A 20,360-nucleotide genomic window follows, 5' to 3' on the forward strand; every position below is an offset into this window, starting at 1 on the left:
TATATATGTTAACAACTGAAAAAAAAGCAGATAAAATAATATTCTACATAGTAATGTTATGTCCTATGATTGGTATTTATGAATTGATACCAAACGTGGGGTTGGATACTTTAGTGTTATTGTTTGGTATGTTATTATTAATCCTAATTAAAAGGAAATTTCAGTTTGACAGGATGCTTTTTTTATATTTTGGTGTACTTGTTGTGTTAAATATATTGTCTTATGGTCTTTCTACAGCTAACAAAAATAATATATTTGTAAATAACTCTATTCAAATATTAGTTTTTGCATTTTTTTTATCTTTCTATAAAAAAAATAGTATGTATAATACTAAATTTGATAAAATTTTGAATTATTTTGGGCTATTCGCTGTAATGGGCGTATTTATTCAATATATTTCATATTATTTCTTTAACAATCCTTTACCATTACGCCTTCCAATAGGTAATTTTATAAAAGATGGATTTGATATTGAAACATTTGGTGGGTCCATACTTTATGGAAGACCAACTTCTTTTTTTAAAGAACCTTCCCATTTTGCAATTTATATTGTACCAATTATGTATCGTAATTTGGAGAGAAAAAATTATTGGATGTTCGGATTATTTACTTTGGGTTTAATATTATCTACAAGTACACTAGGTATTGTTTTGTTTGTGATAATGTTAATTCGTCATTCTGTTTCTTCTGCTAAGAATATAGGTTATATTTTATTAAGCATTATCCCATTGGTACTTTTTACGATATTGTATTCCGATGAATTCAAAGCTATAAATAAAGATTATTCAAACAAGTTAGATACAAGTTCGTTAAATGATAACATTAGGGTGTTTGGTGTTTTAAAGACATTTGATTTTTTTGAATTTAAAGATTTTTTATTTGGATTAGGTCATAACCAATTAGGTGATTTCCAGTTACAGCACAATTTTGCAGAGGCATACAATTATGCTAATTCTTTTTTTATGGCCGTTTTTTCATTTGGTGTAATTGGTTTCTTTGTTTTTTTGTTAATATTAAAAAAAGGATTTAATAATAAGTTTACTACTGGATATTTTTTAATTTTTGTAGCGGTTCTATTTTCTGATCAAATTTTATTTAATCAGAATTTCTTTTATCTCTATATGATAAGTTTTATGTTTTTGAATGTAGATAGCTCCAGAATTCCTAAACTCTCCCCAGTACAAAAGAAAAAAAAATGAAAGTTATTTTTTATTATGATGAGCGTTCATTAAATGATGCTACTATCTACTATATTGGATTAATTGAAAAAATATTTTTATCTAAAGGGATACACATGCAGTATTGCACTAAATTAGACAATGTAAAGAAAAAAGATATTATTTTTACGATAACGGAAAAGTACTTCTGTATGGCAAAATTTCGTTACCCATTACTCAAAACGATTTATTGGGCTCAAGGAATAGCTCCTGAAGAATATTTTTTGAGTGGTAGAGATAATAAGCTAGTATTTTGGTTAAAATGTATAATCGAATTTATCTCAATAAGGTATTCAAATTTATTATTTGTCGTTTCTAATAGAATGTTAGGACATTATAGAACTAAATATTTTTATTATAAACAGGATTATCTCGTTATGCCTTGTTATAATTTAAAATATTTATCAGGAGTAGCAAGTTCTACAGGAAAGAGATATAAGAATCCGAGCTTTGTTTATGCAGGCAGTATGGCAACTTGGCAGTGTGTAGAGGAAACATTACAAATTTTTAAAGCTATACAGCAAAAAATTTCAGAAGCCTCATTAACTCTTCTCGTAAAAGAGCGAGATGAAGCTTTGGATTTGGTAAATAAATATGGAATAAAAAATGTTGAAATAAAATATGTTAATTTGAGTGATTTGCAAAAAGAGTTGATGAAATATAAATATGGGTTTATAATTAGAGAGGATATATTAGTAAACAATGTAAGTACTCCAACAAAAATGAACTCATATTTAGCAAGTGCGGTTATACCTATTTATACAGATTCTGTACACGCTTTTGTGCAAAACATTGACTTGGGAGAATATTCTATTTGTTTGAACTCGAAGAATTCGATATATAAAAAGGCACAAAAGATTATAGATTTTGAAAAAAAAGTAATTAATCCAATTCAACTTGATGAAAACATTCAATCAGTCTTTAAAACGTACTATAATGATGAAATGTATTTGACGCAGATAGAACTTAAGATTAATGGGTTAATAAAAGGACTATAATTACAATCACAAAATATAATAGAGACTTACCAATTAGGAGCTATACTTTTTGGTAGTTAATTTTCAGGAAATATTATATTGAATAAACTTTTTGGTTCGCAAGTGCTATTTATATGATAATTCCAGAAATCAGAAACTACAAAACTAATATTTATTCGTTATGAAAATATTACATATTATTAACTCCTTGACTACAGGCGGCGCAGAAAAACTACTGTTAGATACCATTCCGCTTTATAGAAAAGCAGGAATAGAAATGGATATTCTTCTGCTTTGGGACAATGATTTCCCATTCACTAAAAAACTGAAAGAATTGAATTGTTGTACTATATATATATTAAAAAAGTCTAATAACTTCAAAGATATTTATAGTCTTTCGCATATTCTCCGTATTCGAAAAATTATCAAGGAGTATGATATTGCGCATGTTCACTTATTTCCGACGCAATATTTTGCGGCTGTGGCAAATATGGGTGTTGGTAAAAAAATGATTTTCACAGAGCATAATACCACAAATAATCGTATAAAAAACAAGAAATATAAATTAATTGAGAAATTCTGCTATGCTCAGTACAATAAATTAATATGTATCAGCAATGAAATATTTGATATTTATAACCAGTATTTAGGTTTAGGTAATAAAAGTGTTGTAATTCAAAACGGAGTAGATTTAGATAAAATAAAAAACGCTTATCCTTACGGTAAAATGGATATTGATAAATCTATCCAAGAAACCGATATTTTACTTTTGCAAGTATCGGCTTTTCGTATACAAAAAGACCAAGATTCATTAATAAAAGCGTTGTATAATCTACCGAAACATTATAAATTATTACTCGTTGGCGATGGAGAAAGGCGACCGGAACTTGAGCAATTGGTGAAAAAATTGCAATTAGATAATAGAGTGTATTTCTTAGGACAGCGAATGGATGTGCCAGAATTGTTGAGATCGGTAGATATTGTAGTACTTGCTTCGCATTTCGAAGGACTTTCGCTGGCTTCAGTAGAAGGATTGGCATCAGGAAAGCCATTCATTGCAAGTGATGTTCCGGGATTGCATGAAGTTGTAAAAGATGCTGGAATTTTGTTTAAAGACGGAGACGAAAAAGAGTTATCGGATATTATTTTAAAATTAGGAGAAAATTCTTCGTTTGCCCAAGAAACCGCTCAAAAAGGGAAAAAAAGATCTAAAGAATATGACATCACAAAAATGGTGCAAAAACATATAGAACTGTATAAATCTATTTATGAAGCTTGAAATTAAACTCTTTCGCACATCTACAGTTCCTGTTTCTCTTAATATTCTATTAAAGGGGCAACTGAAATTTTTGTTCAATCATTTTGCTGTTACCGCAATTTCTGGAGCAGGAAAAGATTTAGAGGAAGTTGTAAAAAGAGAAGGTGTAAAAACATATTCTATAGAAATGCAAAGAAATATTTCTCCCATTAAAGATTTTATTGCTTTACTCCAACTTTACTTTTATTTCAAAAAAGAAAAACCCGATATAGTTCATTCAATTACCCCAAAAGCAGGATTGTTGAGTATGATGGCGGGTAAAATGGCTGGAGTTCCCATACGTATGCACACTTTTACGGGCCTTATTTTTCCTACACGGACTGGGAATATTCAAAAGTTATTGATAAAAATGGATCAGGTATTGTGTTGGGCTGCTACCAATATATATCCTGAAGGTAATGGGGTTAAGCAAGATTTAATCAATTATAAAATAACCTCAAAATCTTTAAAAGTTTTAGCTAATGGTAATGTAAATGGGATAGATTTAGAATATTTTGATTTAAATACTATTTCAAACGAACAACAAAGTCAGTTAAAAAAAGAACTAAATATTTATGAAGACGATTTCGTCTTTGTTTTCGTAGGTCGTTTAGTTGGAGATAAAGGGATTAACGAATTAATTGAAGCTTTTTCCAAACTTCAAACTCCAAACTCAAAACTATTATTAGTCGGCCCTTTAGAAAGTGAATTAGATGCTTTACAAACAAAAACCCTAAAGGAAATTGAAACCAACCCCAACATACTTAGTGTTGGATTCCAAAAAGATGTACGCCCTTACTTTGCAATTGCAAATGCGTTGGTATTTCCAAGCTATCGTGAGGGTTTTCCAAATGTTGTGATGCAGGCAGGAGCAATGGGTTTGCCAAGTATCGTTTCTAATATTAATGGGTGTAACGAAATCATTATAGAAGGAGAAAATGGAACCATAATTCCTGTTAAAGATTCTAAAGCTATACAATCAGCAATGCTAAAAATGATAGAGGATAAAGAATTTTATTTTAAACTGAAAGAAAACTCCCGCCCAATGATACAGTCCCGATATGAGCAGACTGTTGTTTGGGAAGCTCTGCTAGAAGAATATACACAATTACTTAAAGAAAAGAAACTTAATGTATAAATCTATATTTAAAAGACTTTTTGATTTTATATTTGCTTTCATAGGCATATTGATTTTAAGCCCCATCTTCATTATCATAACCATAGGTTTATACCTTGCAAATAATGGTAAACCTTTCTTCTTCCAGAAACGTCCCGGTTTAAATGAAAAAATCTTTAGCATTATCAAATTCAAAACGATGAATGATAAAAAAGATGCTAACGGAAACTTGCTTTCCGATGCTGAAAGATTGACGGCTATCGGTGCTTTTGTACGTAAAACTTCCTTAGATGAACTCCCACAGTTGATCAATGTTTTAAAGGGAGATATGTCTTTAATAGGGCCAAGACCTTTGCTGCCACAGTATTTACCTTTATATAATAATAATCAAAAACGCAGACACAATGTTCGCCCAGGGATAACAGGATGGGCACAGGTAAATGGAAGAAATGCAATTTCGTGGTCTAAAAAGTTTGAACTGGATGTTTGGTATGTAGATCATGTTTCATTCATGACAGACATGAAAGTTTTTTTTACCACATTTAAAAAAGTTTTTAAAAGCGAAGGCGTATCGCAGGAAGGGCAGGCTACAGCAGAAGCTTTTAACGGAAATAATTAATTTTTGTACATAAAATAGTGATGTTTTCTATAACAATTTTTTTGATTTTAATCTATCAACCAAAAACTACCAACTAACAACAATAACGAATTATGTATTTATACGGAGCAAGTGGTCACGGAAAAGTAATTGCTGAAATTGCAGAAGAAAATAATCTTATTATTGAAGCTTTTATTGATCAAGATAAATCTAAAAAACAGTTATTAGACTACCATATTATACATGAAGTACCTAATAGCAATATTGACGTTGTTGTTTCGATTGGTAATAATCTTATCAGAAAAAGTGTAGTTGATTTATATCAGCAATTAAACTACATAAAGCTTTTTCATCCAAAATCTATCATTTCTAAGAGGGTTAGAATTGAGGAAGGAACGGTCGTAATGGCAGGAGCAACAATAAATTCAGAAGTTGCCATTGGAAAGCATTGCATCATTAATACGAATGCTTCTATTGACCATGATTGTATCTTTGATAATTTTGTACATATTTCTCCCAATGTTTCTATCGCAGGGAATGTTGAAATAGGAGAAGGAACACATATCGGAATAGGATCAAGTATAATCCAGGGTATTAAAATAGGAAGATGGTGTACCATTGGTGCAGGAGCGGTTATTATTAGAGACATTCCCGATGGAGCTACAGTAGTAGGAAATCCTGGAAAAGTTATTCGTAGCTAAGACCCTCATGGGTTATTCAATAAGGCTGTTGATAATCATTCATTACAGAAATTGATATCGTTTTTTATTTTACTAAATATTTAACATAATGTAGTATTGTGTAATTATTATTGTGTTTTTGTTAAATAAATTCTTGTTTTTGTGAATTTTATATATTTGATTGAATTTAAAACAAAACACAATGACGACAAAACAAACCAATCGGCTAGAAATGGCCAAAACACTGAAGCAACTTTTTTCTGTAGAGCAAGCCACATATGCAGAAAATAATCCTCTTATCGCAAGAGTAGTTGAGCTGAATACAAGCATTGAACAGATTGATGCAATCGCAGGAATTCAAAACATCGATACGACAGCAAACACTTCCCTGAAGACCAATGCTAAAACACTGATGATTAACCTCACGGTAGCATATGCCAATACCGCAGCAGATTTTTTCGACGGCAAAGACAGTCCCCTGAGTAAGCAGCTTACCGCAAATAAGTCTAAAATACAGCGCTTGAGTGGAGTGGAAGCAAAAATCTACTGTGATAAGCTCTATACAATTGCCGCTGATAATATCGTCAATCTTAATCCGGACTATGTGACCGCTGAAGAAATGCAGGAGTGGCAGAATGCGATTACCAATTTCGATGCTAAGGCATATGATGCTAATGTAAGCATCGATACAACGCAGAATGCTACACGGGAACTGGATGAAGGATTTAAGAATCTGAGACAGTGCATTACAAAAATTGAAAGACTAATGAAAAAATATGATATCCTAAATCCTTCGCTTTACGGAAAATTTAAGATATCAAGAAAAATTTCTAATCTCGGAATCCAACATAAAAATCAGCTTCCTCCCGAACAATTATAAGAGCTTATTTAAATGTAAATAAACATCATTTATCTCGCAGATTTTGCTGATTAAGCAGATGAGTTTCTCTGTCTTTAATCTGCTAAATCTGCGAGAATTATTTTAGGACATGACACGTTAGGTTTCCTACGGAAAGACAAGCAGACCGTAAAAAACTAAGATTCAATAAGCGCATTTATAATTCAATAGGGATTGGTTTTAACCCATCCATCAAATTGAACGATGCAATTGGCTTTAGCCGAAACTATCATTAGTTTCGGCTAAAGCCTTTTCTGCAATTCTATTTATTAGTCGGGTTAAAACCCGCCTCTATTGAATGAATGCTTGCTGTTAATTTATAATACGAATTTCCCTTTTTCTAATGATAACATAAAAATAAGCAACCACTTTGTGATTTCTTAGGAATCTCAACATACCAAAAATAAAGCAGTTTAGCTTGACTTCGACGAACCACTATGTTAGGTTTCCTACGGAAAAACAAATAAACCGTAAAAAATTAAGATATTACTAAATGTAGATATTCAATAAGCGTATTTATAATTCAATAGTGATGGGTTTTAACCCATCCATCAAATTGAACGATGTAATTGGCTTTAACCTAAACGATCATAAGTTTCGGCTAAAGCCTTTTTTGCAATCCTATCTATTAGTCGGGTTAAAACCCGCCTCTATTGAATGAATGCTTGCTGTTAATTTATAATACGAATTTCCCTTTTTCTAATGATAACATAAAAATAAGCAACCACTTTGTGATTTCTTAGGAATCTCAACATACCAAAAATAAAGCAGTTTAGCTTGACTTCGACGAACCACTATGTTAGGTTTCTTTATTTTAAACGAATGAAACTAAAGTGGACTGGTATATTCATCAAGTCAATCATTCAGACGTTGTGTAAATAGTTGAGAAGTTATTTATTCAGCAAATCATAGTTAATAGATAAGCTGCTGATAAGAGAAATTGGGAGATCGCACTTTTTAAATCCGAAAGACAGCATTGCGAAGTGTACCGATAAGTTTGCGACTGAGACAAACCTATTTACACGACTGACAGATAGTTTTGCGGGGACGACAGATGGATTTGTACAGCAGACAGATGCCTGTGCGAAGTCTGTACACCAGTTTGCAACGATGACAGATACAATCACGCACCGGACAGATGTTTTCGGCACAGCGAAGATAGGTTTTGAGAATAAAACAGATGAATTTGTACAACAGGACCATGAATTTTCAAGGCTAACAGTTTGCTTTAAGTAATGTGCTAAATAAAATCTTTGATTTTTTCGCTTCAAAAATCTTAACAATTTAAATCCCTTAATGGTTTAAAATCATAGTAATGTTTAAACTTTTGTATAGCTAAAATATGCTTGTTGGAAAACGTAAAATGAATCAATTGTATGAAGTTCATTCATATTCCACCCCTAATCGACTTATTCGATATTCTTTGCTCCTTAAATAGCAATCTCAATATTTAAAACCTTTGCGTGTAATACAATTAATTGCATTTATTTCAAGAAAAATTTACCAGTTATTTCTACAATTAGGATTAAATTTGGGGTCAATTAAAAACAAAACAATCATGCAAGATAAAATCTGGTTATCTTCCCCACACATGGGAGGTAACGAACAAAAATATGTTAATGAAGCCTTTGCTGCCAATTGGGTAGCTCCTTTAGGTCCAAATGTAGATGGTTTTGAAAAAGATATTGAAGATTTTTTGAATACTGATGTAAAAGTAGCTGTTCTTTCTGCAGGTACTGCAGCGTTACATTTAGCTTTAATTGAGTGTGGAGTAGAATATGGTGATGAGGTAATCTGTCAATCGATGACGTTTTCGGCTTCGGCAAACCCAATTGCATATTGTGGAGCCACCCCAGTTTTTATAGATTCAGAGAAAGAAACATGGAATATGTGTCCGGTTGCTTTAGAAGAAGCAATTCAAGATAGAATTTCAAAAGGAAAGAAGCCAAAAGCAATCATTGTTGTTCATTTGTATGGGATGCCTGCTAAAATGGATGAAATTACTGCCATTGCTGAAAAATTTGAAATTCCTGTGATTGAAGATGCTGCAGAAGCTTTAGGTTCAACGTACAAAGGGAAAGCTTGCGGAACCTTTGGCCGTTTCGGGATTTTGTCTTTTAATGGGAACAAAATTATTACGACTTCTGGAGGTGGAGCATTAGTTTGTCATACTCAGGAAGATAAAGATAAAGCCGTGTTTTTGTCGACACAGGCGAGAGACAACGCTCCTCATTATCAGCATTCTCATATAGGATATAATTATCGAATGAGTAATATTGTAGCAGGAATCGGTCGTGGCCAAATGGAAGTTTTAAACGATAGAGTGGAAGCCCGCAGAAAAATGCACGATTTTTATGTTGATGCTTTCAAAGATATTGATGGCGTAGAAGTTTTTTCTGAACCTAATGAGGATTATTATTCCAACCATTGGTTGTCTGCCATTGTAATTGATGAAAATATAACAGGAATCAATCGTGAAGATTTAAGATTAGCTTTTCTTGAAGATAATATAGAATCTAGACCATTATGGAAACCAATGCACCTACAGCCGGTTTTTGCAGATGCTCCTTATTATGGAACTAATGTAGCTGAAAAATTATTTGATGATGGGTTGTGTTTGCCTTCGGGATCTAATCTTTCTGATGATGACAGACTGAGAATTGGGAAAGTAATACAAAAGGTATTTTCAAAAAAATAGTTTAATCAAAATTAATATAGTATTACAACAGCTTGCTTTACATGAAGTAAGCTATTTTTTTATGAGTAATGTGTTGTATAAAGGTTAAATCCCGAAACTGAGAGTCAAAATCTTTCCTTATCTTTACCATTCAGTTTATAATTTGATGAAAAAATACCCATGGTGGAAAGTTTTAATGGACTACGGATTAAGTTTCGTAGCAATTATTGTTTTGCTGCCTATTTTCTTTATTCTAATCATTTTGGCATCTTTAGATACTGGGTTTCCTGGTATTTTTAAACAGGAAAGAGTCGGTAGATTCGGTGATGTTTTTGTAATTTATAAATTCAGAACCTATCACAGTAAAAGGCATACGAAATCTAATTTTGGTCAATGGATGAGAAAAACAAAGTTGGATGAATTGCCGCAGCTATTCAATATTCTTAAAGGCGATATGTCTTTGGTAGGCCCCAGACCAGATATTCCAGGGTATTATGATCAACTAAAAAATGAAGATCAATTGATTCTTCATTTAAAACCCGGATTAACGAGTGAGGCCGGAATAAAATACAGAAACGAAGAAGAAATTTTAAATCAACAGAAAAATCCGCTACAATACAACGATGAAGTTCTTTTTCCTGAAAAAGTGAAAATGAATCTCAAATATTATCATGAGCTTTCTTTAAAAAATGATATGTATATTTTATTTAAAACTTTTTCAGCTTTAAGATAACAGTGCTTGATACAATGATGAAGTTTGTAAAAGAGCTCTTGTTAAAAACCTTTTGATAGTTGTTGTTTTTAGGTGTTGGAATATTGATGTAAAACTTTGGATTTTAGGTTGTTAAAAACGTAGAATGTTGCTTAAATACTTAATAAGAAATACTACATTGTTGCTTATAATTTTCTTGTTGCATTTAATAATTAGACAACAAGCGATTTGTAATTTATGACTTCTGAAAGAAAATGAATGATGGTTATTTAAAAATCAAAGTAAATTATTTCAGTTTTTAGTAATTGGAAATTATAAAAAAAAGACATTCATGATAATAAATGGTTACCGATGATAAGTGAAAATATGCAAAATCATATAAAATAAGATAATCACTGCCGTGAATTTATAAAATATAGATATATTTGCAACGTTTAAATTTTAAAGAAAAATAATCCTAATTCTCAAATATAATCCAACAAAATGGATAACAAAAACAGTAAAGAAATTAATATTAAAGAGCTCATAAATCCTTATTTAAAAAAATGGAAATATTTCGTAGGAATGGTTCTTCTTATGGGGGTCGTGGCTGTTTTTTACATAAAATCAAAATCTCCGGTTTACAAAGCACAAACATCTGTTCTTATTAAGGATGCAAAAAAAATGTCTGCAGCATCAGGAGATATTGGTGTACTTCAAAGTTTAGGTGGTCTTAGTGGGATGGGAACTAGTAGTATAGAGAATGAAGTGGGTGTTTTTGAATCTAAAGCGATTGTGGAGGATGCTTTAAAAGAAATTAATTTTCAAACTACTTTTTATACTAAAAATTCGTTGAAAAAAATTGAACTTTATGGCGAGTCTAATCCTTATATTGTACATGTTATTCAAGAAAAAGAGAATATAGAATTACCTAAAAAACCTATATCAATTTCTTCTAAAGGGAATACGATAACTTTATCATCTGATGAATTCGAAAAAGATGTTACGACTTCTTTTAATAAAACAATCAGTCTGCCTTTTGCCATCATTATGATTAGTAAAAATCCGGCTTACAAGGTACCTTATAAAGTAGATATGTCTGATATCTCTTTCTATTATAATACTTTTGATAATATGGTTACAGATTATCAAAATGTTTTAAAAGTAGATTTATTAGATAAAGATGGAACGATTATTACTCTTGCCGTAGATTTTGAAAATAAAAACAAAGCAAAAGACTATTTAAACAGATTAGTAAGACAATATAATATTTATGCAATCAATGATAAAAATATAGAGTCTAAGAAAACTAAAGATTTTATTGATAAAAGGATTAGACTTATTTCTCAAGAATTAGGAGATGTTGAGACAGAAAAAGAAGGATATAAATCTGATAATAATATTGTTGATTTACCTGCTGAAGCTCGTATAAATCTTCAGATGAAGGAGCAGAGTAAGGCTCAGATATTAGAATTGGGAACACAAATGGAGCTTAATAATATTCTGCAGAATACTTTGAGCAGTAAAAAGACAGGTGATTTATTGCCCTATAATATAGGTCTAAGTAATGAGGCTGCTACAAATTCAATTCAGGAATATAATGGGCTTGTTCTTCAAAGAAATAAATATTTGCAGGAAGCAACTCCAGATAACCCTGTGGTTAAAAATTTAGACAAACAAATTGATGAAATGAAATCGTCATTGTCTGAAACTTTACAAAAAAATGGAACAGCCTTATCTTTGGCAAAAAGAAAAGTTGAAGTGCAATTGGGTACTTCTGAAAATATGATTGGTAAAATACCAAACCAAGAAAAATTATTCAGAAGTATTGAGAGGCAACAGCAAATAAAAGAAAGTCTTTACTTATTGCTTTTACAAAAAAGAGAAGAAGCTGCAATCAGTATGGAGATAACAGCCGAAAAAGCAAGAATAATAGATAAAGCATTCGTCTTTAAGGAACCAGTTGCTCCTAAAAAAAAGGTGATTTTTGGTGTTTTTCTATTAATTGGAGCGCTAATCCCTTTTTCAATTATTTATTTAAAAAGTTTACTTCTAAGTACAGTGATTACACGATCAGATATAACTAAACTTACAAAGCTTCCGGTGATTGCAGAAATTCCAAAGCTTAAAAATAAAGATAACGCTTTAGTGAGCTTCAACGATGTTTCGCCGATGGCGGAAGCATTTAGAATATTTGTAACCAATCTGAAATTTTTAATGCAATCAAAAGATGGCCCTCAAACTATTATGGTTACATCTTCTGTGAAGGGGGAAGGTAAAACATTTATATCTACAAACTTATCTATTATATTAGCCTCTTCGCGTAATAAAGTTTTGGTGATTGGGGCAGATGTGAGAAATCCTCAATTACAACGTTATAATCCCACAATGAAATCAGTAAAAGGACTTACTGAATTTTTGAGTGGTGATGAAAACTCTATCAATGAAATCATCCATCCAAGTGGGTATAATGATAATTGCGATTTTATTTATTCTGGATCTATTCCTCCAAATCCAACAGATCTTCTAGAAAATGGTAGATTGGATGAGCTTTTAAACATGGTGAAAAATCTTAATAAATACAAATATATAGTATTAGATACCGCTCCGCTTTTACTTGTTACCGATTCTTTATTGATTGCCGATAAAAGTGATGTAATCATCTATGTAACAAGATCTGAAGTTACCGAAAAAGAGTATTTTGAATTCTTGAATCATTCTATTGAAGACAAAAAACTGAATAACGTAGGTATTGTGTTGAATGGTGTAAATCAATCAAACTTTGGGTACGGAAATAAATATGGATACGGATATAATGCAGAGGAGAAAAAATGGTGGCAAAAGTTTTTTTAGTATGATTCGGGAGAATTGTAATAATGATTTTTAATCTTAGCAATAAATGAATTTTTCTTCAAAAAAACTCACTATAAATGCTTTATCAGCTGTTTTACAAGTCGTATTTACAGCATTTCTCTATTTCTTTTTATATAAATATTTATTAGAAAGTTTAGGGGTTGAGCAATTAGGAATTTGGTCACTTATTTTATCATTTTCTTCTATTGCGAATTTGGCCAATTTAGGGCTTACTTCAGGGTTGGTGAAATTTGTAGCAGAATATCTCTTAGATGAAGATAAGACAAAACTAGGGAAGCTGATATTTACCTCAGTTTTATCGATGTCAGTACTATTTGGATCGATAAGTTTGATAATATTATTCTTTGCCGAATCTTTGCTTGTACATATTATAGATGAAAATTTTTTAAAATTAGCTTTAGATATACTTCCATTTTCTCTGGCCTCTTTGTGTATAAATGCTATTAGTGGAGTTTTCACTTCAGTATTAGAAGGTTATCAAAAAAATTATATAAGGAACTTTATTTATATAATATCAGGAATTATAATGTTTGGAGGAACCATTGTTTTAACACCTGAGTATCATCTGAAAGGAGTCGCTATTTCTCAACTATTACAGTCAGTTTTTATATTACTTATCGCATTCGTTTTTACGGTAAGAATAAATCCTAATAACCGATTAAAATATTGGAAATGGAATTCTCAATCATTTAAAGAACTCTTTAACTATGGTTATAAATTTCAGTTGGTTTCTATAAGTCAATTATTATATGAACCAGCTACAAAATTTCTTTTAACAAAATATGGTGGTTTAGGACTCGTGGGACATTATGAAATGGCAACCAAAGCGGTTAATCAATTTAGAGCATTACTTACTAACGCAAATCAAGTTGTAGTACCGATAATCGCAGAAAAAACAAAATCAGGGGAAGCTTCTTTCTTGCAAAGTTTTTATATTAAAATGAATCGTGTTTTATTATTATTAACTTTACCATTATCTACTCTTTTAATTGTTGCAACCCCTTTCATATCGCTAGTTTGGCTTGGAACTTTTAATGAAGATTTTATATTTTCAATGCTCGTTTTGGCAGCTATGACTTTTATCAATATAATGTGTGGACCAGCATATTACAGCTCATTAGGAGAAGGTAGATTAAATATTTTAGTATTTGTACATGTTGGGATGGCAATTATAAATATCATTTTTGGAATTATTTTAGGAGAATTAGTGGGAGGGTACGGAATAATTTTGGCTTGGGGTGTTGCACTTTCATTAGGGTCATGTATTGTAATTATTACCTATAATAAATCTTTGAAAATAAATTTTTTTGATATATTTAGAAAAGAAGAATTTAAATTGTTTGTAATTAGTTTAGTTATTATTTTCGTGAATACTTTATCTTTTGAATTAATCTCTCAAGATAAAAATATAATTAAAGTAGCCCTAGGTATACTTTCGTTTTTGTTATTTATACCTGCAATATTGAAAAATGAGAATGTTAAACAAATTATTTTATTAATCAAAAAAAAGTAAAGAAGTATGGTTGATAGATCTTATTTGCAGAATCCTTTTTTTGAATATTTAAAATGGCTTAAGACTAAAATAAAATACCAAGCAAAGTACAAAAATCTTAAGGTGGGATATATGTCTAGGCTTATTAACGTAGTTTTTGGACAATATAACTGGTTGGGAAATAATGTAATAATGATAAATTCTTCTATTGGGGATTTTTCGTATATTTCTGACGGATCAGTAATTAGTGAGACGGAAATGGGGAAATTTTGCTCAATTGGTCCTAATGTGAGAATTGCACCAGGAAAACATCCTACCCATACATTTGTTAGTACTCATCCCGCAATTTATTCAAATCCTGATTATTGCATGAAAAATTTTCAGACAAAAGATCATCATAATCCTAAAAGAAATGTTATAATAGGTAATGATGTTTGGATTTGTGCAAATGCAGTTATAGCAGATGGTGTGACAGTAGGCGACGGGGCAATAATAGCAGCAAATGCTGTAGTTAATTCTGATGTTGAGCCCTATTCAATAGTAGGAGGGATTCCGGCTACATTCATTAGGAAAAGATTTAAGGACGAACAAATAAATGTTTTAAATAGATCTAAATGGTGGGACCAGAGTCTTGATTGGATTGAAAAAAATTCGGATATATTTTTAGATATTGAAGATTATTATAGGTTTCACACAAAATAATTTAATGTTATGCAGTCAATATATACATTAAAAGGAATTGTAAGAAATAAGTATTACAGGCTTAAGGCTGTTTTATGGTATAGCTTTTTTTTAAAAAAAATGGGAAAAGGTTGTGTTATTTTTAAGCCTTTGGTCATAACTCCCGATTCAATTATTATGGGGGATCGAGTTTCTATAGGAAATCGTGCAAGGATAGAAGGCGTTAAACAATATCAATCAAAAATATTTACTCCAAATATTATATTGAATGAGGGGGTTACCATTCAGCAGAATATACATCTTACTTGTGCAGAATCTGTAGTGATTGGCAGAAATACAGCAATTGCTGCCAATGTATCCATCACAGATATTCACCATCCTTATGATGATATTAATATACCTATAGAACATCAAGATATCAAAACAAAACCTGTCTTTATAGGTGACGATTGTAAAATTTATAATAATTCTGTTATATTACAAGGGACAATTATTGGTAAACATTGTACGATAGGTGCAAACAGTGTAGTGTCTGGTCAGTTTGGAGATTATTGCGTTATCGCAGGAATACCAGCTAAGGTGCTAAAACGATATTCATTTGAAACACAAGCTTGGTTAAAAACTGATGCTAAAGGGAATTTTTTAGAAATATGAAAAATATATTAATCACAGGCGGAGCTGGTTTTATTGGTTCCAATATCGCTCTTAGTCTTATAAATAAAGGGTTTAATGTTACTGTTTTAGATAACTTATCACCTCAAATTCATGGAGATAATCCTGAGGTAAGCTCTTCACTTTATAAAAATATTATTGGTAAAGTTACCTTTATAAAAGGTACAGTTACTTCAAAAGAAAATTGGGTTGAGGCTATTAAAAATCAAGATGCAATTATTCATTTGGCCGCGGAAACGGGTACCGGACAATCGATGTACGAAATTCAGAAATACATTGACGTTAATATTGGTGGTACAGGGTTGATGCTAGACATATTAGCAAATAATAATCATACCATAAAAAAGGTTATTGTGGCTTCTTCTCGTGCTATTTATGGTGAAGGTAAATATGAATGTAAAGAGCATGGAATTGTTTATCCTACCGAAAGACGTGAAGAAGAAATGTCAAAAGGTGATTTTTCATGCAAATGTCCTGTATGTAGCGAGACTGTTTCTATATTACCTACTACTGAAGACAGTAAAATACATCCCACTTCAGTATATGGTATTACCAAACAAAATCAGGAGCAATTGGTTTTGACGGTTTGTAAGTCTTTAAATATTGGAGCGGTCGCTTACAGGTATCAAAATGTTTACGGACCCGGACAGTCTTTACTAAATCCTTACACAGGAATACTATCTATTTTTTCTACAAGAATAAAGAATGGAAATTCTATTAATATATTTGAAGACGGTAAAGAGACTCGTGATTTTGTCTATATAGATGATGTTGTAGAAGCAACTATCTTAGGATTAGAAAACGACAATGCCAATGGGCAGGTTTATAATGTGGGAACCGGTATAGCAACCGACGTTATTACTGTTGCTAATACTTTGGCTAAATATTACGAACGTAACATTCCTATACAAATATCCGGGAACTATAGACTTGGAGACATACGACATAATTTTGCAGATATTACCAAAATAAAAGCAGAATTAGGTTTCGAATCTCAATGGTATTTTGAAAAAGGGATTAAAGCATTTACCAATTGGGTTAATGAGCAAGAAATTCCTGAAGATAAATACGAGCAGTCTATTGAAGAAATGAAAAATAAAGGCTTATACAAATGAGCAGAAAAATAGGAATTGTTACTGTTTTATATAACAGTGAGTCTGTACTCGAAGAGTTTTTTGAAACCTTAAGTACACAGACCTATAATAACTTTATATTATATGTGGTTGATAATCTTTCGCCAGATGGTTCTTTAGCATTAAGTGAAAAACTAGCAAGCCACTATCAATTCGAAACTAGAATCATCAAAAATGATACTAATTACGGGGTTGCCAAAGGCAATAATATAGGGATTAGAAGAGCTTTAGCTGATGACTGTGATTTGGTACTTTTATCAAACAATGATATTGCTCTTGAAGATAATTCAATTGATAAACTGTTAGTTGGTTTAGATAAAAACAATGCAGATATGGCTGTACCCAAAATTTATTTGTATGGTACAAAACAGATTTGGGCTGCAGGAGGGGGATTTGTAAAAAGAAACGGATTAACAGCACAATACGGTCAAGAGCAAGAGGACGAAGGACAATTTAATTCTGACCAAAAAGTAGATTATGCCCCCACTTGTTTCATGCTCATTAAAAAAGAAGTTTTTGATAGTGTAGGATTAATGGATGAAAACTATTTTGTTTATTATGACGATACTGATTTTGTATATCGAGCATTAAAATACAATGAAAAATCATTATGGTACATTGCAAATTCTGTAATACATCATAACGAATCTACTTCTACTGGGAAAATGAGTGATTTTTCAGTGCGATTTTTATGGAGAAATTTAGTTTATTTTGCATTAAAAAATTATAAGCCTTTTTACGCAGGATATGTGCTGATTTATAATTTTTTATATATTCTGATCATATTATATTTTAGATATTCTCCCAAGCAATGGAAGATTGCATTAGGTGCTTATAGAGAAGGATTTGGCTTGTATATTAATAATAGACCAGTATAGTAAAATTAGCACATTATCAATTTAGAAAAACTTAATGTTTTTAAAAATGAAAATCAATTAAAAAAATGAATAATTAATGGAGCCTACATTTAGCTATAGTTATTCAATGCCTTATGTTTTCCTTTTTTTTATATTTTTTTTACTTTTCTTATGGGAAAATAAAGTGAAAAAAAGTGAAGGAAGCATCACTATGATCAGATACCTATGTATGCTGGTTTTCTTTGTTTTTTTTGGTTTTAGAGGGTATGTAGATACCGATTTTATGGTTTACTATCCGGTCTACGAAACTGCACCTACACTTTCAGATACAAAAGGTGTTTTGAATTTTTTTTCGGATATGAATGAGGATTTTCTTTTAAAAATAGAGCCTGGATTCAAATTATTAGTCATTCTAGTCAAAAGTATTTTCAACGATTTTTTTTCACTTCAAATTGTATCATGTTTAATTGATGTATTATTTCTCAATTATTTTTTCAAGAAATATTCTCCTCAATATGTATTGGGTTTTATAATGTTTCTAATATTTTCTGGACTTATTATTGAGATTAATCTTCTTAGAAACTCTAAAGCAATGTTTCTTTTTATTTATTCGTTACAATTTATAAAAGATAGAAATCCTATTAAGTATTTCATATATAATGGAATAGGTCTTCTTTTTCATTCTTCAGCTATATTTTATTTTCCGCTATATTTTTTTCTACACAAGAAATTTTCACCACAATTAGTTTGGGGAGCATTCATCCTTGGAAATGTTCTATATTTGGGACAAGTAAAATTTATTACTCCAATGATTGTTGCCATAGGCAGTTTTTTTGGCGGTGTATATTCATTAATGGCTGAAGGTTATTCTCAAAACAGTTTATACAGCACAGGATATGGTATAACAATGGGATATTTAGAAAAGTTTTTTACATTTATTCTTTTTTATTATTCTTATAATAAAATTGGTGAGCTGATAAAAGATGAAAAAATACTCAATATATTTTTTAATCTGTTTTTTATTTTTACAGTTACCTATTTGTTTTTATCAGAATATTCTATATTAATAGATAGAATGACTACGCTTTTTGTAATGTCTTATTGGATATTATATCCATATATTTATGTAGTACTTGAAAGAGTTTTTAAATTGGTATTTACTTCTATCTTGTTTTTATTTGGTGTTTATAAAATGATTTATGCTAATAACATTATAATTAGAAAATACGAAAATATTTTGTGGAGTAAGCCTACTGTAACAAGAGCATATTACATCATAAATAAACATCTGGATAAAATACTATATCCTCAAAAAAAATAAATCTTTAAAAGTACAATGAAAGTCGTTTTCTTATCTACCTTTGCTTTCGATGCAAATATTTCTCTTATCAATGCTCTGAAAAATAAATGTGATATCTATTTTTTTACAGAAGCATTATATGAAATAGATAACTATCTGGATAAAAATAAATTGTCTGAATTTTTATCGGTTGGAACTGATGTGCAAGAAATACAACGTTTTTCAGAACTTATACCATTAGATAAAACATTTGTCATCAAAGGGACAAGACAGATAAATGTTGTAAAAAAACTATATAATTCATATAGAATAGATAAAAAAATTAGAGAAATAAATCCGGATCTTATTATTTTAGATAGTCACTTAATAACTTATTTTTTTACTGCATTTAGATACAGTAAAAAAAGTTTACTTATTGTACATGATCCTTTTTTTCATAGTGGAGAAAATTTTAAAGCAGATATATTACTTAGAAAATTATATTTTTCTCTCGTAGAAAATAAAATTCTACTCAATAAGAATCAGAAAAATGATTTTATTAATCATTATAAGCAAGATTCAAATAAGATTTTTACATCATTTCTTAGTGTCTATGAATATCTTACTTTTTACGGCGGTATAAATGATAAAAAAAATACATCCTTTAATGTTCTTTTTTTTGGAAGAATTTCTCCATACAAAGGAGTGAAGTATTTTTTGGATGCATGTGTAGAGATAATAGAATCAGGGCAATATCCAAACATAAGTTTTACTGTTGCTGGAAGCGGAGACTTTGATTTTGATATCACAAAATATTATAATTATTCTCAAATAAAAATAATAAACAAATTTATCCAGCCTGAAGAGCTGTCACAGTTTATAAAAAGCTCTTCTGTTGTGGTCTGTCCCTATGTGGATGCTACACAGAGTGGTGTGGTGATGTCATGTTTTGCTTTCAAAAAACCAGTTATTGCTACCAATGTAGGTGGGTTGCCAGAAATGGTTGAAGATGGAAAAACAGGTGTTATTATAGAGCCTAAAAGTACTGAGTCAATTAAGGAAGCCATATTTAAACTCTACGAAAATCCTCAGATATTAGAACAAATGTCTGAAAATATTGCTCAAGAATATTTGTACGGTGAAAAAAGCTGGTCGCAATCTGGTGAATATTTTATAGATGCGATTAATTCGATAATTAAAAAATAACTTAGATTAGATAC

Annotated in this window: 17 protein-coding genes; all 17 read left to right on the top strand. The window is 30.7% G+C overall.

The genetic code is table 11. The features are described 5' to 3' along the window. Nucleotides 1-5 precede the first annotated feature (5 nt). The 17 genes from LO744_RS06420 to LO744_RS06500 all read left to right on the top strand — a co-directional run bounded on the left by LO744_RS06420 (nt 6) and on the right by LO744_RS06500 (nt 20,346). Nucleotides 6-1,199 (top strand): hypothetical protein, encoded by a 1,194-nt coding sequence (locus LO744_RS06420; protein WP_230668078.1) that lies wholly within the window; start codon nt 6-8, stop codon nt 1,197-1,199. After that, nucleotides 1,196-2,215, top strand: coding sequence for a glycosyltransferase family protein (locus LO744_RS06425; RefSeq protein WP_230668081.1), 1,020 nt, complete (start codon nt 1,196-1,198; stop codon nt 2,213-2,215). Before LO744_RS06420 ends, LO744_RS06425 begins: the two co-directional genes overlap by 4 nt. Nucleotides 2,216-2,375: 160 nt before the next feature. Next, the gene (locus LO744_RS06430) at nt 2,376-3,473 is read left to right on the top strand and encodes a glycosyltransferase (protein WP_230668083.1); all 1,098 of its coding nucleotides are present in this window, start codon (nt 2,376-2,378) and stop codon (nt 3,471-3,473) included. Then, the gene (locus LO744_RS06435) at nt 3,463-4,629 is read left to right on the top strand and encodes a glycosyltransferase family 4 protein (protein WP_230668086.1); all 1,167 of its coding nucleotides are present in this window, start codon (nt 3,463-3,465) and stop codon (nt 4,627-4,629) included. Before LO744_RS06430 ends, LO744_RS06435 begins: the two co-directional genes overlap by 11 nt. Then, nucleotides 4,622-5,227: a sugar transferase gene (locus LO744_RS06440; RefSeq protein WP_230668089.1), complete on the top strand. Its 606-nt coding sequence runs from the start codon at nt 4,622-4,624 to the stop codon at nt 5,225-5,227. The genes LO744_RS06435 and LO744_RS06440 overlap by 8 nt, the downstream gene beginning before the upstream one ends. Before the next feature lie 92 nt (nt 5,228-5,319). Continuing rightward, the gene (locus tag LO744_RS06445) at nt 5,320-5,907 is read left to right on the top strand and encodes an acetyltransferase (protein WP_230668092.1); all 588 of its coding nucleotides are present in this window, start codon (nt 5,320-5,322) and stop codon (nt 5,905-5,907) included. A 181-nt stretch (nt 5,908-6,088) separates the two neighbouring features. Then, nucleotides 6,089-6,766: a hypothetical protein gene (locus LO744_RS06450; RefSeq protein WP_230668094.1), complete on the top strand. Its 678-nt coding sequence runs from the start codon at nt 6,089-6,091 to the stop codon at nt 6,764-6,766. Between the two features lie 1,576 nt (nt 6,767-8,342). Beyond that, entirely contained in the window at nt 8,343-9,482 is a 1,140-nt protein-coding gene (locus LO744_RS06455; RefSeq protein ID WP_230668097.1) for an aminotransferase class I/II-fold pyridoxal phosphate-dependent enzyme, read from the top strand. A 145-nt stretch (nt 9,483-9,627) separates the two neighbouring features. Further along, a complete protein-coding gene (locus LO744_RS06460; protein ID WP_230668100.1) occupies nt 9,628-10,194 on the top strand; it encodes a sugar transferase in 567 nt (188 codons plus the stop codon). Between the two features lie 462 nt (nt 10,195-10,656). Further along, complete coding sequence (locus tag LO744_RS06465; protein WP_230668103.1) at nt 10,657-13,005, top strand: GumC family protein; 2,349 nt, start codon at nt 10,657-10,659, stop codon at nt 13,003-13,005. 46 nt (nt 13,006-13,051) lie between these two features. Further along, nucleotides 13,052-14,539 (top strand): lipopolysaccharide biosynthesis protein, encoded by a 1,488-nt coding sequence (locus LO744_RS06470; protein WP_230668106.1) that lies wholly within the window; start codon nt 13,052-13,054, stop codon nt 14,537-14,539. A gap of 6 nt (nt 14,540-14,545) precedes the next feature. After that, complete coding sequence (locus LO744_RS06475) at nt 14,546-15,220, top strand: CatB-related O-acetyltransferase (RefSeq protein ID WP_230668109.1); 675 nt, start codon at nt 14,546-14,548, stop codon at nt 15,218-15,220. A 9-nt stretch (nt 15,221-15,229) separates the two neighbouring features. After that, entirely contained in the window at nt 15,230-15,853 is a 624-nt protein-coding gene (locus LO744_RS06480) for an acyltransferase (RefSeq protein WP_230668112.1), read from the top strand. Further along, a complete protein-coding gene (locus LO744_RS06485) occupies nt 15,850-16,986 on the top strand; it encodes an NAD-dependent epimerase/dehydratase family protein (RefSeq protein ID WP_230668115.1) in 1,137 nt (378 codons plus the stop codon). Before LO744_RS06480 ends, LO744_RS06485 begins: the two co-directional genes overlap by 4 nt. Next, on the top strand, nt 16,983-17,882 hold the full coding sequence (locus tag LO744_RS06490) for a glycosyltransferase family 2 protein (RefSeq protein WP_230668118.1): 900 nt from the start codon (nt 16,983-16,985) through the stop codon (nt 17,880-17,882). Before LO744_RS06485 ends, LO744_RS06490 begins: the two co-directional genes overlap by 4 nt. 76 nt (nt 17,883-17,958) lie before the next feature. After that, nucleotides 17,959-19,182, top strand: coding sequence for an EpsG family protein (locus LO744_RS06495; RefSeq protein WP_230668122.1), 1,224 nt, complete (start codon nt 17,959-17,961; stop codon nt 19,180-19,182). Between the two features lie 15 nt (nt 19,183-19,197). Beyond that, nucleotides 19,198-20,346 carry a glycosyltransferase family 4 protein gene (locus LO744_RS06500; RefSeq protein WP_230668124.1) on the top strand — a complete coding sequence of 383 codons (1,149 nt, stop codon included), beginning with the start codon at nt 19,198-19,200 and terminating at the stop codon, nt 20,344-20,346. Nucleotides 20,347-20,360 lie beyond the last annotated feature (14 nt).

The sequence above is a fragment of the Chryseobacterium turcicum genome (assembly GCF_021010565.1).
GTDB classification, from domain to species: domain Bacteria; phylum Bacteroidota; class Bacteroidia; order Flavobacteriales; family Weeksellaceae; genus Chryseobacterium; species Chryseobacterium turcicum.